This window comes from Janthinobacterium sp. 1L-D-8-B-C4, from assembly GCF_057291295.1.
This window is the reverse complement of sequence record NZ_JBXAVX010000012.1, coordinates 207,245-222,462: the sequence shown is the minus strand read 5'-3', so window position 1 is coordinate 222,462 and position 15,218 is coordinate 207,245. Positions and strand designations below refer to the sequence as shown.

Sequence of the window (15,218 nt, the reverse complement as noted above, 5' to 3'; positions counted from 1 at the left end):
GGTGCAGTACGCATCGATTAAAAATCCCCCGCGCCGCGAGGGAGTGACTCTCCATTAAAACCGGGATACCTCAGACCCTCAGGGTCCGACCCCGGAACTTGCCGCTGGGTTGACGCTTACCGGTGCGGCGGCGTCAGCACGCTGGCGATCGCCTTCGGCAAGGTCTCGGGATAGTCGCGGCTGAAGTGCAGGCCGCGGCTTTCGCGGCGCGACAGGGCGCTGTTGACGATCATCGAGGCGACGTCGACCAGGTTGCGCAGTTCCAGCAGATCGTGGGTGATGCGGAAATTGCGGTAGTACTCGTCGATTTCTTCCTTGAGCAGGGCGATGCGGTGCTGGGCCCGCTCCAGGCGCTTGGTGGTGCGCACGATGCCGACGTAGTTCCACATGAAGCGGCGCAGTTCGTCCCAGTTGTGGGCAATCACCACTTCCTCGTCGGCGTCGGTGACGCGGCTTTCGTCCCAGTCCGGCAGATACGGCGTGCCCAGCTTTTCCTTGCTTTCGATATCCTGCGCGCAGGCGCGGCCGATCACGATGCATTCGAGCAGCGAGTTCGATGCCAGGCGATTCGCGCCATGCAGGCCGGTGCAGGCCGTTTCGCCGACCGCGTACAGGCCCGGCAGGTCGGCGCGGCCGGCCAGGTCGGTCACCACGCCGCCGCAGGTGTAGTGGGCGGCCGGCACGATCGGGATCGGCTGTTTGGTGATGTCGATGCCCAGCTCCAGGCAGCGCGCGTAGATGGTGGGGAAATGTTCTATCAGGAATTCGGCCGGCTTGTGGCTGATGTCCAGGTGCACGTAATCGAGGCCGCGTTTCTTGATCTCGAAGTCGATCGCCCGCGCCACCACGTCGCGCGGCGCCAGTTCGGCGCGCTCGTCGTGGGCCAGCATGAAGCGCTGGCCGGCCGCCGCGCCTGCTTCCGGCGGCAGTTTCAGCAGGCCGCCTTCGCCACGGATGGCTTCGGTAATCAGGAAGGACTTGGCATACGGGTGGTACAGACAGGTGGGGTGGAACTGGATGAATTCCATGTTCGACACGCGGCAGCCGGCGCGCCAGGCCATGGCGATGCCGTCGCCGCTGGCCGTGTCCGGGTTGGTGGTATATAAATACACCTTGCCGGCGCCGCCCGTGGCCAGCACGGTGTGCTCGGCGGCAAAGGTCAATACCTTGCCGGTCTGCTCGTCCTGCACATACAGGCCGTGGCAGTGCGGCTGAGCGTTGCGCTGCACCGGTTTCATGCCCAGCTTGTCGGAGGTGATCAGGTCGATCGCGCAGTGGTGTTCGAACAGGGTAATGTTGGGATGGGCGCGCACTTTCTCTTCCAGCGTCACCTGCACGGCGTGGCCGGTGGCGTCGGCCGCGTGGATGATGCGGCGCTGGCTGTGGCCGCCTTCGCGCGTCAGGTGGAAACCCAGTTCAGCCGTCGCGTCGCGCGTAAACGGCACGCCTTGCTCGATCAGCCATTCGATCGCTTCGCGGCCGTGCTCGACGATATAGCGCGTGGCGCTCTCGTCGCACAGGCCGCCGCCGGCGACCAGGGTGTCTTCGATATGCTGCTGGTGGCTGTCGCCCGAGTCGAGCACCGCGGCGATGCCGCCTTGCGCCCAGTTGCTGGCGCCATCCAATAGCGCACGTTTTGAAATGATCGCGACCGTGCGCGTCTCCGCCAAATGCAGTGCAACCGAGAGACCCGCCAGGCCACTGCCGACAATCGCTACATCAAATTTCATGACATTTATATTTTTTTAGGGGAAGCATACTATAGTCCATTTCACATCAATCGGTCATGTGTTGAGATAAATTCTGTAAATCAAAGATAGCTGAGGTTGCGGCTTGCGGCTGGTCAAGGCTTGCGTTGAACAGTTCGCCATGATTGCAAGACTAGCTCCTGCCTGCAATTTTCCTGTCGGCATGAGCCTTGCTTCCGGGGGAGACATGATCCGCATATTCAGCCATTACGTGTCGAAGACAGCCTTTGTGCTGCTCTTGCTGGAAATTTTGATATTGCTGTTTTCAGCGACCTTCACTTCCCTGGTCGGACTGGCCGACAGCCTTGGCGCGCTGCGCGCAGGCGAGGTCTACCTGGCGTCATCGATCTTTGCGCTGGTGATGGTGCTGTCGATGAGTGCGCTGGGCATGTACCAGCACCGCTCGCGCGAGGATATCCGCAACACCCTGTTGCGCATCCTGCCAGCCTTTGCGCTTGGTTTCGCCGTGCTGAGCTTGCTGGTACGCTTTATTCCCTCCCTGCATTTCGGGCGCGGCAGCGTGATAATTTTCGGCCTTGGCGCCATCGGCGTGCTGCTGGCGCGGCTGGTGGTGTTCAAGTCCTCGCAGTCGGCGCTGATGGAGGGGCGTTTGATACTGGTCGGCGGCGGCGCGCTGGCCAGGGAGTGCATGGACCTGGCGGCCAGCAAGATCGGCTTTCATCAATTCACGGTGGTGGGCTGCATCAATGTGCCGGGCGAGCAATGCTGCGTGCCGGCCTCGTCAATGTTGCCGGCCGGCTTGTCGCTGCTGGCGATGGCGCGCCATTATGACGCCCAGGAAATCGTGGTGTCCGTCAGCGATCGGCGCAATGGGGCTTTTCCCGCGCGCCAGCTGCTTGAATGCGCGCTCGGTGGCGTGCGCGTGATCGACGCGGCGACGTTTTTCGAACGCGAAACCTGCCAGATCCGCATCGACTCGCTGCAACCGAGCTACCTGATCTATGGCGGCGGCTTCGACCAGAGTTTTATCCGCGCCGCCTCCAAGCGATTGTTCGATCTGGCCGCCAGCGCCACCATTTTCGTCGCCTCGCTGCCATTGATGCTGCTCGCCATGCTGTGCATCCGGCTGGAAGACGGCGGCCCTGTGTTTTACGAACAGGAAAGAGTGGGGCGCGATGGCGCGCCGTTCAAGGTGCTGAAATTTCGCAGCATGCGCTGCGACGCCGAGCGCGACGGCACGCCGACCTGGGCCCAGGCCAACGACAGCCGCGTCACGCGCGTCGGTCACTGGCTACGCAAGCTGCGCATCGATGAGTTGCCGCAGATGCTCAATGTGTTTCGTGGCGAGATGAGTTTCGTCGGGCCGCGCCCCGAGCGCGCGTATTTTGTCGACCAGCTCAAGGAACAGGTGCCTTATTACAATATTCGCCACAGCATCAAGCCTGGCATCACCGGCCTGGCCCAGGTGCGCTATCAATACGGCGCCTCGGTCGACGACGCCGTCAAGAAACTGCAGTACGATCTGTATTATGTGAAAAACAACAGTCTCTTTCTGGACCTGCTGATCCTGCTGGAAACAGTGCAGGTGGTTCTTTTCGGCAAGGGGAGCCGGTGACTGCCAGGCCCGTCCTGCTGGCGGTGGCCGACGCGGCCGCGCTCAGCCATGGCGTCGCTTCGCTGGCGTTTTTCATGCTCTCGCTTTTGCTGATCAGCAACTGGCGCGCCCGCCGCCAGGCGCGCGCCTTGCTGGCCGCCTGCCTGGTAACGGGCGCGTGGGCCACCGGCGTCGTCATGCTGGTGCTGCTGGAGCGCCGCTGGTCGCTGTTTGGCGATGCCCTGGAGTTGCTGCGCACCCTGGCCTGGCTGGTGTTCCTGCTGCTCTTGATCGCGCCGTCGCGCGCGCGACTGCTGGCCCTGGTGGCGGGCGGCAGTGGCGTGGCGGCGATCGGCCTGGTGCTGTGGTGGTCGGCCTTGCCGCAACTGGACGCCGGCCAGGCCGCGTTTGCGCGTACCGCCGCCATCGCCTGCCGGCTGCTGCTGGCGGTGCTGGGCATGCTGCTGGTGGAGCAGTGGTACCGCAATACGCCGCCGCTCAAGCGCTGGGGCATCAAGTTCGCCTGCCTGGGCGTGGGCGGCCTGTTTGCCTATGATTTTTACCTGTACAGCGACGCGTTGCTGTTTCGCGAGATCAACGACGATATCTGGGCCGCACGCGGCATCGTCGATGCGCTGTGCGCGCCGCTGCTGGCGGTGTCGGCCGCGCGCAATCCGGGCTGGGCGCTGGGTTTGTCGGTGTCGCGCCAGATGCTGTTCCGCTCGGCCGCCTTGCTCGGCTCGGCCATCTATCTGCTGGCGATGGCGGCCAGCGCCTATTACCTGCGCTATTTCGGCGGTGCCTGGGGCGCCCTGATGCAGATGGCCTACCTGGGTGGCGCCATGCTGCTGCTGGCCGGCGTGCTGTTTTCGGGCGCGCTGCGCGCCAGGCTCAAGGTATTCATCAACAAGCATTTCTACAAGGCCATCTTCGATTACCGCGAAGAATGGCTGCGCTTTACGCGCGCCTTGTCCGAAGACGGCCCGGCCCTGGGCGAGCGCAGCATACAGGCCGTGGCGCAACTGGTGGAAAGCCCGGCCGGCGGCCTGTGGATATTGCGCGAAGAAGGCAGGCTGAGCCCGGCAGCGAGCTGGAACTGGCCGCCCCAGCTGCCGTTTGAACCAGCTGACGGCCCCTTGTGCCGTTTCCTGGAAGCGCGGCAATGGGTGATCGAGGTCGACGATTGTCATCGGCAGCCGCAGCATTATGGCGGCCTGGCCTTGCCGCCGGCGCTGCTGGCGCTGCCCGCCATCTGGCTGCTGGTGCCCTTGATGCTGCACGGAAAACTGTTCGGCGTGGTGGCGCTGGCGCGGCCTCGGGCGCGTCTGGGCCTGAACTGGGAAATTCGCGATGTGCTGAAAATTGCCGGCAGCCAGGCTGCCAGCTACCTGGCGCACCGCGAATCGCTCGATACGCTGACGGTGTCGCGCCAGTTCGACTCGTTCAACCGCATGTCGACCTTTATCGTGCACGACCTGAAAAACCTGGTGTTTCAATTGTCGCTGCTGCTCAGCAATGCGGAAAAGCACCGCGCCAATCCGGCTTTCCAGCAAGACATGCTGGCCACCCTTGAGCATTCCGTGCAGAAAATGAAGACCCTGCTGCAAAAGCTGGCGCGTGGCGAAACCCCGGACGCCGCTTCGCCGCTGCAGCTGGACGGCTTGCTGCAGCAGGCGGTGGCGGCCAAGGCCAGCCTGGCACCAAAGCCGCAACTGGAAATTGTCGATGGCGAACTGACGGTGCTGGCCGACCGCCTGCGCCTGGAGCGCGTGCTGGGCCACCTGATCCAGAACGCCATCGAGGCCACCGCCAGCAACGGCCAGGTGGCGGTGCGCCTGCGGCGCGAACAGCGCACGGCGGTGGTTGAACTGAGCGATACCGGCGCTGGCATGAGCGAGCAATTCATCCGCGAACGCCTGTTCACGCCGTTTGACACCACCAAGACGGCCGGCATGGGCATCGGCGTGTTCGAGAGCCGCGAATATATCCGTGAAGTAGGCGGCAGCCTGGAAGTGCGCAGCGAACCGCAGGTAGGCACCACGTTTCGCGTGATCCTGCCGCTGCACCCGGCCTGAGCCACCACCACACTGCGCAAAGGAAACCGCATGGGCAAGCAGAAACTGCTGGTGATCGAAGACGATCTCGGCCTGCAAAAGCAGTTGCAATGGAGTTTTGACGGCTATGAGGTGCTGCTGGCGGGCGAGCGCGAGACAGCGCTGGCGCTGGTGCGGCGCCACCTGCCGGCCGTCGTCACGATGGACCTGGGCTTGCCGCCCGACCCGGACGGCGCCACCGAAGGGCTGGCCACCTTGCAACAGATACTGGCGCTGGCGCCCGACACCAAGGTGATCGTGCTGTCGGGCAACCAGGAGCGCGCGCATGCGCTGAAGGCGATCGCCATGGGCGCCTATGATTTTCACCAGAAGCCGTTCGATGCCGACATGCTGGGCCTGGTCATCGCGCGCGCCTTTTACCTGCACGCGATGCAGCAGGAAAACCGCCGCATGCTGCAAACCCAGGCCGACTCGCCGCTGGCCGGCATCGTCAGCCGCGATCCCGGCATGCTCAAGCTGTGCCGTAGCGTGGAAAAAGTGGCACCCTCGTCGGCCAGCGTGATGCTCTTGGGCGACTCGGGCAGCGGCAAGGAGCTGATCGCGCGCGGGCTGCATGCGCTCAGCAGCCGCAGCAGCCAGCGCTTTGTCGCCATCAATTGCGCGGCGATACCCGAAAACCTGCTTGAAAGCGAGCTGTTCGGTTATGAACGGGGCGCGTTTACGGGCGCGGCGCGGCAGACCCTGGGCAAGATCGAACTGGCCCATGGCGGCACTTTTTTTCTCGATGAAATCGGCGACATGCCGCTGGCGCTGCAGGCCAAATTGCTGCGCTTTTTGCAGGAGCGCGTAATCGAGCGCGTGGGCGGGCGCGGCGAAATCGCGGTCGATGTGCGCGTCGTCTGCGCCACCCATCAGGACCTGAAAGCCCTGGCCGGTCAGGGGCGTTTCCGCGAAGACCTGTATTACCGCCTCAGTGAAATCGTGCTGCGCATCCCGCCGCTGCGCGAGCGGGCCGGCGACTGCGCCTTGCTGGCCCACCATTTCAAGAACAAGTTCTGCGCCAGCGAAGGGCGCGCCAGCCTGCATTTCAGCAATGACGCCCTGCAGGCAATCGAAGCGCATGACTGGCCCGGCAATGTGCGTGAAGTGGAAAACTGCATCAAGCGCGCCGTCATCATGTGCGACGGCCCGCAGATCACGGTTGACGACCTGGGCCTGCCGGACCATGTGCAGGCGGCAACGCCCGACGGCAGCGTCAACCTGCGCCAGGCGCGCGACGCGGCCGAGTACAAGGTCATGGTGCGCGCGCTGGCGCGGGCCGACGGCAATATCGTCAAGGCGGCCGAGTTGCTGGGCGTGAGCCGCCCGACCCTGTACGACCTGATGAACCACCACGGCATCAAATAGGCGCACCATACTGGTTCAAATATCAAGTTTGTGTATGGCGTCGCACATACGCAGGCGGCGCGGCGCGGCATCCTTGTACTCATCAACTACAAGGAGGCGCCATGAACGCAATCAGCTTATTAATGAAGGATCACAAGGACGTCAAGGCATTGTTTGCCCAGTACGAAGGCCTGAGCGACCGTTCCTTTGCAACCAAGAAAAAACTTGCTGATCAAATCTGCCACGAACTGACCGTGCACACCCAGCTGGAAGAAGAAATCTTCTATCCGGCCGTGCGCCGTCCCATCCACGATGGCGACCTGATGGACGAAGCAATCGTCGAGCACGCCAGCGCGAAGGAACTGATCGCGCAAATCCTTGCCATGGACCCCAGCGAAGACCTGTATGACGCCAAGGTCACCGTGCTGTCCGAGCAGATCGAACACCATGTCAAGGAAGAAGAGGGCGACATGTTTCCCAAGGTGCGCAAGACCGGCGTCGACCTTGATGCGCTGGGCGAGGAAATGGCCGCCCGCAAGCAACAGCTGGCCGTTGCAGGCGTTTGAATCACACGATAATATTTTCATTACAGGGGAAACTCATGCAAGCTACGCAATTGTCCGTTTCGGACCTGAATCAACCTGGCGTCTCCTGGGGCGCCGTCATCGCCGGCGCCGCAGCGGCCGCCGCCTTGTCCTTCATCCTGCTGATCCTGGGCGTGGGCCTGGGCCTGTCGTCGGTCTCGCCATGGTCGTTCAATGCGACGGCGATCGGCGTGGGCACCATCGCCTGGCTCGCTTTCATGCAGCTGGCCGCGTCCGGCATCGGCGGCTATATGGCCGGCCGCCTGCGCGCCAAATGGAGCTCGGTGCATACCGATGAAGTGCATTTCCGCGATACCGCCCACGGCCTGTTGGCCTGGGCCGTGGCAACTCTGCTGACGGTTGCCATGCTGGCCGGCGGCACGCGCGCCGTGCTGAGCGGCGCCATCGATGCGGGCACGGGCGTGGCAGCGGCGGTTGCGCCAGCTGCGGCCGCCGGCGCCGGTGCAGCAGCATCGAATGCCAGCGAAGGCGGCAGCGGCGGTAATCCACTCGATTATTTCTCGGACATGCTGCTGCGCTCGGCACCTGCGCCAGCTACCGCAACCGGCGCGCCGGCCATGCCTGTTGCTGATGCACCGGTCAATACCGCCGACCAGCGCGTTGAAATCGGCCGCATCTTCGCTTCCAGCCTGTCTGCCGGCAGCCTGGCCGCCGATGACCGCGCCTACCTGGGGCAAGTGGTTGCCAAGCGCACCGGCCTGACGCAAGCCGAAGCCGAAGCCCGTGTCGACGCCGTCTATGGCCGCGCCGCCAAGGCTGCCGCCGACGCCAAGGCCAAGGCCCAGCAAGCGGCCGAAACGGCACGCAAGGCTGGCGCCCATACGGCACTGTGGATGTTTGTTGCCCTGTTGCTCGGCGCTTTTGTTGCCGCCCTGGCTGCAACCTTTGGCGGCCGCCAGCGTGACCACGAGCGCGTGCTGCGCCACGTGTCGATTTAATTACTCACTTTATTACAGGAGAAACTCCATGCGTTCCATCCTCTTGCTGTTGCTGGGTATCCCCCTGCCGATCATCATCCTGATCGCCATCTTCGTACGTTAAGCGTTTCCGCTTTGCGGACACAAAATCGGGCGCATACCGCAAGGTCTGCGTCCGATTTGCTTTGTGCTGCGCCTGACGGCTGTGTAAGATAGCCGCACCACTTTTCCGAGAACTTTTATGACTGCCACTTCCAAGCGTTCCTTCCTGAAAACCGCCGCGATTGCCGTTCTGGCCGGCACCATGCTGGCCTCGTGCTCGACCCTGATCGGTCCGCGCGATGTCAATGTGTCACTTGGCAAGATGCAGCAGGGGCTGGAACGCCGTTTTCCGATCGACAAGCGAGTGCTGTCGGTGCTGGAAGTGAAGGTCAGCAATCCGCAGTTGTCCTTGCAGCCTGAACGCGAACGGGTGGCGCTGTCGGTCGACGCCAGCGTGACGCCGCCGTTTGTGCGCCAGCACTGGCGCGGCAACCTGGCCATTTCGGGCCGTTTGCTGCTCGATGCGCAGCGCAACGCCGTGTACCTTGCCGACGCCAGCGTGGACCGGGTCAATATCGAGGGAATGGATGAGTCGCAGCAGCGCCAGTTCGCCAAGGTAGCCAGCCTGTTGGCCGACCAGCTGATGCACGAAACGCCGATCTACACCTTCAAGCCCGAGGAACTGCGCTATGCGGGCGTGCAGTTCGTGCCGACCCGGTTGCGCACTACTGCCAGCGGGCTGGTGGTGACGTTTGAACCGGTGAAATAAGAAGAATACGACGTCCATGAAAAAACCGCCCGAAGGCGGTTTTTTTGAGTCTGATACGCCTCAAATGTAATAAATCAGTGCAATCACGGCAATCACCAGCGCGATGCGCGTCAGATTGTAGGCGGTTTTGTTCCATGCCTTGAAACGGCGGCGGTACTGGCCCATGGCCCACGAGATGCGGAACAGCTTGCTGATGCCGCCGGCCTGGTCGCCCAGCTCGTTGGGCGAGGCGGCGGCCGTCATCAGGGTGCGGCCCAGCCAGCGATTCAGCGCCTGAGTCCAGCGGTAGCGCATCGGGCGTTCGATGTCGCAGAACAGGATGATGCGGTCGCTGTCGGCGTCGTTGCGGGCCCAGTGGATATAGGTTTCGTCAAACATCACGGCCTGGCCGTCGCGCCAGCTGTGGCGTTCGCCGTCGACATCGATAAAGCAGCGGTCATCGTTCGGCGTCTGCAAGCCCAGGTGGTAGCGCAGCGAGCCGGCAAACGGGTCGCGGTGCGGGTTGAGCTTGCCGCCGGACGGCAGTTCCGCAAACATCGCTGCCTTTATCGACGGAATCGATTGCAGCAGGGCAAAGGTTTGCGGGCACATCTGTTGCGCCGACGGGTGGCTGGCGTCATACCATTTCAGGTAAAAACGCTTCCAGCCATATTTGAAGAAAGAATTGAAGCCGACGTCGTCGTTCTTTTCGGCCGCCTTGATCTTTTTCAGCTCCTGCAGTCGCAACGCTTCATCGCGGATGATCTGCCAGTTCTGCTGCAGCGGCGCCAGTTCGGGAAACTCGGACACAGCCAGGTAGGGCGTGGCCGGCACTTTTGAAAACGCGTGCATGAACAGGTTCAGCGGCGCCATGAACGACGAGTGATCGAAGATCTGGCGGCGAAATGGCAGGCGCACCTTGCCGCGGAAATGGATATGTAAAACGGAAAAAACAAAAATGCCCAGCAAGGCCCACTTCATACTCAACCTCGATTTGAAAGAATGGGGCAATTATAACCAGTTAATGACCGGCCCTATGGACGAGGCCCGTCTGCCAGACGTGATCGGTGACCTGTAAAAATGCGCGAGCTTGTCGTTGCGATAAGTTAAGTGCCACACATTGCAGAAAAATAAGTGCGAAAAATTTGTTTAAAAGCAAATAATTTGTGCTTTTAGTCATCAAAATTAAGTTTCTGAAAATCTTTTTTCGTTTCTCATGAGTTATAGTTTCGCCCGTACAAGAACCCGCCGGCCACCGTGCTCGCCCTTCCTGTATTGCCACCCCGACAGCCCAAAAAACGCCAGTCACCGGCCTGCACCCCAGCCAGAATGCCGCCTCTTACGCAGTACCTGCCGCATCGGCGCCGCACGCCGGACCCTTATCCGGCCAGCATGTTCACTACAGGAACAGGAATTATCATGAAGTCTACAAGTAGTCTTACCATCGGCATGCGCCTGACCCTGGGCTTTGCCGCCCTGGTGGCGCTGATGCTGGTACTGGCCGCCTTCGCCATGTTGCGCATCGGCGCCATATCGAGCGCCATGAGCGCCCAGGAAACGGTGCAACAGCAAAAACTCGAACCGCTGTACGTGGCGCGCGAAGCGCTCGACCAGACGGGCCTGGCCGCGCGCAATGCCTATATTTTCCACGATGAGGCGGCTGCCATCCGCGAGCTGGCCATCCTGGACCAGCAAAAAGCGCTGTACCTCGCGGCGCTGGCCAAACTGACGCCGGTGTTCAAGGGCGACGCGCAATTCGACAAGGTGAGCAGCGGGCTGAATGCGATGGCGCAGGAGCTGCTGCGCCCGCGCCAGTTGCGCGAGGCGGGCAAGATGGAAGAATATGGCGCCTTTCTGGTCAATGACTGCAGCCCCTTGCGGCGCCAGATCGTGATCGATATCGATACGGTATTGAAGTCGGTGCAGCGCGAATCGACGCTGGCCAGCGAAGCGGCGCACGCCATCTACGGCCAGTCGGTACGCTGGATGGCGGTGCTGGCCGCAATCAGCGTGCTGGTCTGCGTGGTGGTCGGCACCGTCATCACGCGCCGCTTGCTGCGCCAGCTTGGTGGCGAACCCGACTATGCGGCGGCGATTGCCGACCGGATTGCCCACGGTGAACTGGCGATCGAGGTGATCACGCGCGCCGGCGACGACAGCAGCATGCTGTTCGCCATGAAAACCATGCGCGACAAGCTGTCGGCCATCGTTGGCAAGGTACGCCACGGCACGGAAAGCATTGCCGCCGCCTCGACCGATATCGCCTCGGGCAACCGCGACCTGTCGCTGCGCACCGAACAGCAGGCCAGTTCGCTGGAAGAAGTGGCTTCGTCGATGGAGCAACTGATCGCCACCGTGCGCCAGAATGCCGAAAACGCCCAGCAGGCCAACCACCTGGCGCGCGAGGCGTCGAAGGTATCGGAGCAGGGCGGCAAGGCGGTGGCCGAAGTGGTGCAGACCATGAGCCTGATCAATGCCTCATCGAACAAGATCGTTGACATTATCGGCGTCATCGACGGCATAGCCTTCCAGACCAATATCCTGGCGCTCAACGCCGCCGTCGAAGCGGCCCGGGCCGGCGAGCAGGGGCGCGGCTTTGCCGTCGTTGCCACCGAAGTGCGCAGCCTGGCGCAACGCTCGGCCGCCGCCGCGCACGAGATCAAGGCATTGATCAACGACTCGGTCAGCAAGGTCGGCACCGGCACCGTGCTGGTTGAAAGGGCGGGCGCCACCATGCATGACGTGGTGGCCGGCATCGGCCGCGTGACGGGCATCATGGCCGAGATCAGCCATGCGACCCAGGAACAGGGCGCCGGCATCGAGCAGATCAACCGCGCCATCGTCGACATGGACAAAGTCACGCAGCAGAACGCGGCACTGGTCGAGCATGCGGCCGCCGCCGCGCATCAGCTGCAAGAGCAGGCGCAACAGTTGGAGCAGGAAGTGGGCATCTTCAAACTGGCCCACGCGCAGCACAAGCCGCTGCTGCTGGCCGCCTGAAGGGTCTCCTGGAAAGCGTGCAGATTGCGTTTTAGGCGCTACAATGGAAGTCGGACCAGCGCCCCCAGGATCGCATATGCAGCTGCACAGGAGTCACGATGTGGACCGCCCGAAGTTCGCCTTCAATGCGAGGGCGAAGCCGCGGGTGCTGCGCAACGTGCTCGGTGCCATCGGCTGGGCGGTGCTGACGTGCGCGCTCTGCTTTGCCATCCTGGCCACCGCCAAGGCGCTGCTGCCGCCGCAGTACTGGGGCGCACACACGGGGTTGGCCAGGTTTCAGCGCGAGATGTCGCTGCCGCTGTTGCTGTTCTGGGTGGTCATCTATTCTCCCATCCTAGAAACTTTTTTGGGCCAGCTGCTGCCGCTGGAAATCCTGCGGCGCTTCGGCATCGGGCAGCCATTGAGTATTTTTATCGGCGCCATCCTGTGGGGCATCGTCCATTACCTGAGCGGCGGCTTGCTGCATGCAATCGTCGCGCTCGGTTCAGGCGCCATGTTCAGCTTTATCTACTTGCGCTACCGCGAACCGGGCGTGGCATCGGCTTACGCCACCACCGCGCTGGCTCGCGCCATCAACAATTCCCTGCTGCTGGTCGCCGTTGCCTATGGCTTTGACGCCTGAGGCTGCCCTTTGCGCAGCAAATACAACAGCAGCAGCGCGGTTGCCACCGCCACGGCCGACAAGCACAGCAGCAACTGGCGGAATGCCGCGTCGTAGGTGGTTCTCAGCAGTTCTAGCTGGCCCGGCAGCAATTGCGCGGCTTGCCGCAAGTCGCCCAGCGCGGCGCGGCTGGCCGCTTGCACCAAAGGCAGGTCCGCCGGCAGCTTGTCGGCCAGGCTGATGCCGATCAGGCCTGACAGCACGGCGCCGGCCACCGCCAGCGCCACGCCATCGGCCGACACGCGCACCGTATTGAAGATGCCGGTAGCCATGCCGGCCCGCTGCGGCTCGACCACGCTCAACGCCATCGCATCCATCAGGCCCCAGGGCAAGCCGATGCCCACGCCGATCAGCAGCAGCGGCCATGGCGTTGCCGCGCCGGTCGACGCCAGCCAGGCCAGGCCCGCAGCCGCCACCAGCAGGCCGGCCGAGCACAGCATGGTGGCGCTGCACCAGCGCAGCAGCAACGCCGCCGCCAGCGGCACCAGCAACAGCGGCGCGGCCAGCGCCATCATCAGTTGCCCGGCCGCCAGCGGCGCCATGCCGTCGACGCCGATAAAACGCCCGGGCAGCATGACCACCAGCACGATGAACAGGAAAGCGGGCGAGGCGGCCAGTACCTGCACGCCGACAAAGCGGCGCTGGCGGAACAGCGACAGGTCCAGCAGCGGCTGCGCGGCGTTTTTCTCGATGCGCAGGAATGCCAGGAACAGCAGCAGCGCCGCCAGCCCGGGCCATAGAACGGCCGGGCTGCGCCAGCCGTGTTCGGGCGCCAGCAGCAGTGCTACCGTCAACAGCCCGAGCGCGCCGCTGAAACTGATGGCGCCGGGCCAGTCCAGCCGACCGCCGGCATGGCTGGAGTCGCGCGGCACGCTGGCCCACGCCAGCAGCAGTCCCAGCATGCCAAGCGCGGCGGTGGCGTGGAAGATGGCGGGCCAGTGGGCCACCGCCAGCACGGCGCCGGCCGCCAGCGGTCCGAACGCCAGGCCGACGCCGAAGGTGGTACCCAGTAAACTCATGACCCGGTTGCGCGCCGCGCCCTGGAACAGCGGCGACAGCGAGGACATGGCGGCGGCAAACGCGGCGGCGCCACCGAGGCCCTGCACGAAACGCAGCACGGCGATCAGTGGCACCGACGGCGCCATGGCGATGGCGATGGTGGCCATGCAAAACAGCATCAGCCCCGCCAGCCAGACCCTGCGCCTGCCCAGCAGGTCGGTCAGGCTGCCGGCCACCATCATGGCGCTGCCATAGCTGAGAATATAGGCGTTAAGTACCCAGTTCAGGGCGGAGGGACTGGCACCCGGCAGCTGGCTCAGGGCCGGCAGCGCGACGGCCGGACCGGTAAACGAGAGCGGTATCAACAGGCCCGTCAGGCAGGCGGCCAGTACCTGCAGCGACAGCGTCCAGCGGGTGGCAGGCTTCAAAACAATATGCATGATGACTCGCGGTAAGGAAAGAAAAGCGAGTATGAGCGCCAGGCGATTGCAGAAAAATAGGCTAGACTGACAAACACAGCGGACAAATATGTCTTGAATCAAGCAAGGGAAGCGTATGGATAGCCTGGGCAGTATCGCCATGTTCGTGCAGGTGGCCGACAGCGGCAGTTTTTCGGCCACCGCCCGCCAACTGGGGCTGTCCTCCTCGGCGGTGGGCAAAAGCGTGGCGCGCATGGAGGCGCGGCTGGGTGCCCGCTTGTTCCGGCGCAGCACGCGCCATTTGGCGCTGACGGTGGAGGGGGAACAGTTTCTGGCGCGCTGCCGGCGCATCCTGTCTGAAGTCCAAGCGGCCGAGCAGGAGCTGAGCGCATCGAGCAAGGGTCCCAGCGGCCGTTTGCGCATCAGCCTGCCGCGTTACAGCGGGCTGTTTCATGCCGTGATCCTGGAATTCATGCAGGCTTATCCTGCCATCGAGCTGGACCTGGATTTTTCGGACGGCCTGGTCAATGTCATCAGCGGTGGCTATGACGCGGTGGTGCGTACGGGCGCGCTGGACGATTCCGGCCTGACGCGGCGGCGGCTGTGCGGTTTTCGGCGGCTGCTGGTGGCGGCGCCAGGCTACCTTGCCCGCCATGGCACGCCCGGCACTCCGGCCGAACTGGCGCGCCATGTGCAGTTGCATTATCGGTTTCCCGCGACAGGCAAGCTGGAGCAGTGGCCGCTGGGGCCGGATGATGGTCATTCTCTGGCCAGCCTGGTATGCAATAGCGTTGAAATGCGGGTTTTCCTTGCCGTGCAGGGGCGCGGGATCGCCTACCTGCCTGCTTTTACGGTGCAGCAGGAGGTGGCGGATGGACGTTTGGTAAGCTTGCTCGATGAGTTCACCCGGCAGGAAGGGAGTTTTTGGGTGTTGTGGCCCGCGAGCCGGCAGTTGCCTGCCCGCTTGCGTGCCTTTATCGATTTCCTTGTCGAGCATTTTGAAAAAGGCGCGCCGCAGACGTACTAGATCGCTTTTCTCGCCACGCTGACATCCCGGTGGGGTGCGGTCTGTCCAGTACGGCCG

The 15,218-nt window shown here is 63.3% G+C and carries 12 protein-coding genes; 9 read left to right on the top strand and 3 right to left on the bottom strand.

The window, feature by feature from the left end:
• Positions 1-116: 116 nt before the first annotated feature.
• A complete protein-coding gene (gene nadB / locus AC0Z42_RS20600) occupies positions 117-1,730 on the bottom strand; it encodes an L-aspartate oxidase (RefSeq protein ID WP_485470046.1) in 1,614 nt (537 codons plus the stop codon).
• 205 nt (positions 1,731-1,935) lie between these two features.
• Here nadB and AC0Z42_RS20595 point away from each other — a divergent pair, with 205 nt between their 5' ends.
• The 6 genes from AC0Z42_RS20595 (at position 1,936) to AC0Z42_RS20570 (ending at position 9,076) form a co-directional block, all read left to right on the top strand.
• Entirely contained in the window at positions 1,936-3,324 is a 1,389-nt protein-coding gene (locus AC0Z42_RS20595) for a TIGR03013 family XrtA/PEP-CTERM system glycosyltransferase (protein ID WP_485470045.1), read from the top strand.
• 74 nt (positions 3,325-3,398) lie between these two features.
• Positions 3,399-5,378, top strand: a complete 1,980-nt coding sequence (gene prsK, locus AC0Z42_RS20590) for an XrtA/PEP-CTERM system histidine kinase PrsK (RefSeq protein ID WP_485470055.1) — start codon at positions 3,399-3,401, stop codon at positions 5,376-5,378.
• A gap of 30 nt (positions 5,379-5,408) precedes the next feature.
• The gene (prsR, locus tag AC0Z42_RS20585) at positions 5,409-6,764 is read left to right on the top strand and encodes a PEP-CTERM-box response regulator transcription factor (protein ID WP_485470044.1); all 1,356 of its coding nucleotides are present in this window, start codon (positions 5,409-5,411) and stop codon (positions 6,762-6,764) included.
• 101 nt (positions 6,765-6,865) lie between these two features.
• The gene (locus AC0Z42_RS20580) at positions 6,866-7,309 is read left to right on the top strand and encodes a hemerythrin domain-containing protein (RefSeq protein WP_485470043.1); all 444 of its coding nucleotides are present in this window, start codon (positions 6,866-6,868) and stop codon (positions 7,307-7,309) included.
• A gap of 35 nt (positions 7,310-7,344) precedes the next feature.
• Positions 7,345-8,286 (top strand): hypothetical protein, encoded by a 942-nt coding sequence (locus AC0Z42_RS20575; RefSeq protein WP_485470042.1) that lies wholly within the window; start codon positions 7,345-7,347, stop codon positions 8,284-8,286.
• A gap of 220 nt (positions 8,287-8,506) precedes the next feature.
• Positions 8,507-9,076: a DUF1439 domain-containing protein gene (locus AC0Z42_RS20570; protein WP_485470041.1), complete on the top strand. Its 570-nt coding sequence runs from the start codon at positions 8,507-8,509 to the stop codon at positions 9,074-9,076.
• A gap of 60 nt (positions 9,077-9,136) precedes the next feature.
• Here AC0Z42_RS20570 and lpxO read toward each other — a convergent pair whose 3' ends face one another.
• Complete coding sequence (gene lpxO, locus AC0Z42_RS20565) at positions 9,137-10,036, bottom strand: lipid A hydroxylase LpxO (protein ID WP_485470040.1); 900 nt, start codon at positions 10,034-10,036, stop codon at positions 9,137-9,139.
• Positions 10,037-10,474: 438 nt separating this feature from the next.
• On the opposite strand from lpxO, the gene AC0Z42_RS20560 reads away from it, so the two are divergent.
• Entirely contained in the window at positions 10,475-12,055 is a 1,581-nt protein-coding gene (locus tag AC0Z42_RS20560) for a methyl-accepting chemotaxis protein (RefSeq protein WP_485470039.1), read from the top strand.
• Positions 12,056-12,131: 76 nt separating this feature from the next.
• Positions 12,132-12,677 (top strand): CPBP family glutamic-type intramembrane protease, encoded by a 546-nt coding sequence (locus AC0Z42_RS20555; RefSeq protein WP_485470038.1) that lies wholly within the window; start codon positions 12,132-12,134, stop codon positions 12,675-12,677.
• On the opposite strand, the gene AC0Z42_RS20550 is transcribed toward AC0Z42_RS20555, so the two are convergent.
• Entirely contained in the window at positions 12,659-14,155 is a 1,497-nt protein-coding gene (locus AC0Z42_RS20550) for an MFS transporter (RefSeq protein ID WP_485470037.1), read from the bottom strand. The two genes, AC0Z42_RS20555 and AC0Z42_RS20550, sit on opposite strands and share 19 nt — an antisense overlap.
• Before the next feature lie 115 nt (positions 14,156-14,270).
• On the opposite strand from AC0Z42_RS20550, the gene AC0Z42_RS20545 reads away from it, so the two are divergent.
• Complete coding sequence (locus AC0Z42_RS20545; RefSeq protein WP_485470036.1) at positions 14,271-15,161, top strand: LysR family transcriptional regulator; 891 nt, start codon at positions 14,271-14,273, stop codon at positions 15,159-15,161.
• Positions 15,162-15,218: the final 57 nt, after the last annotated feature.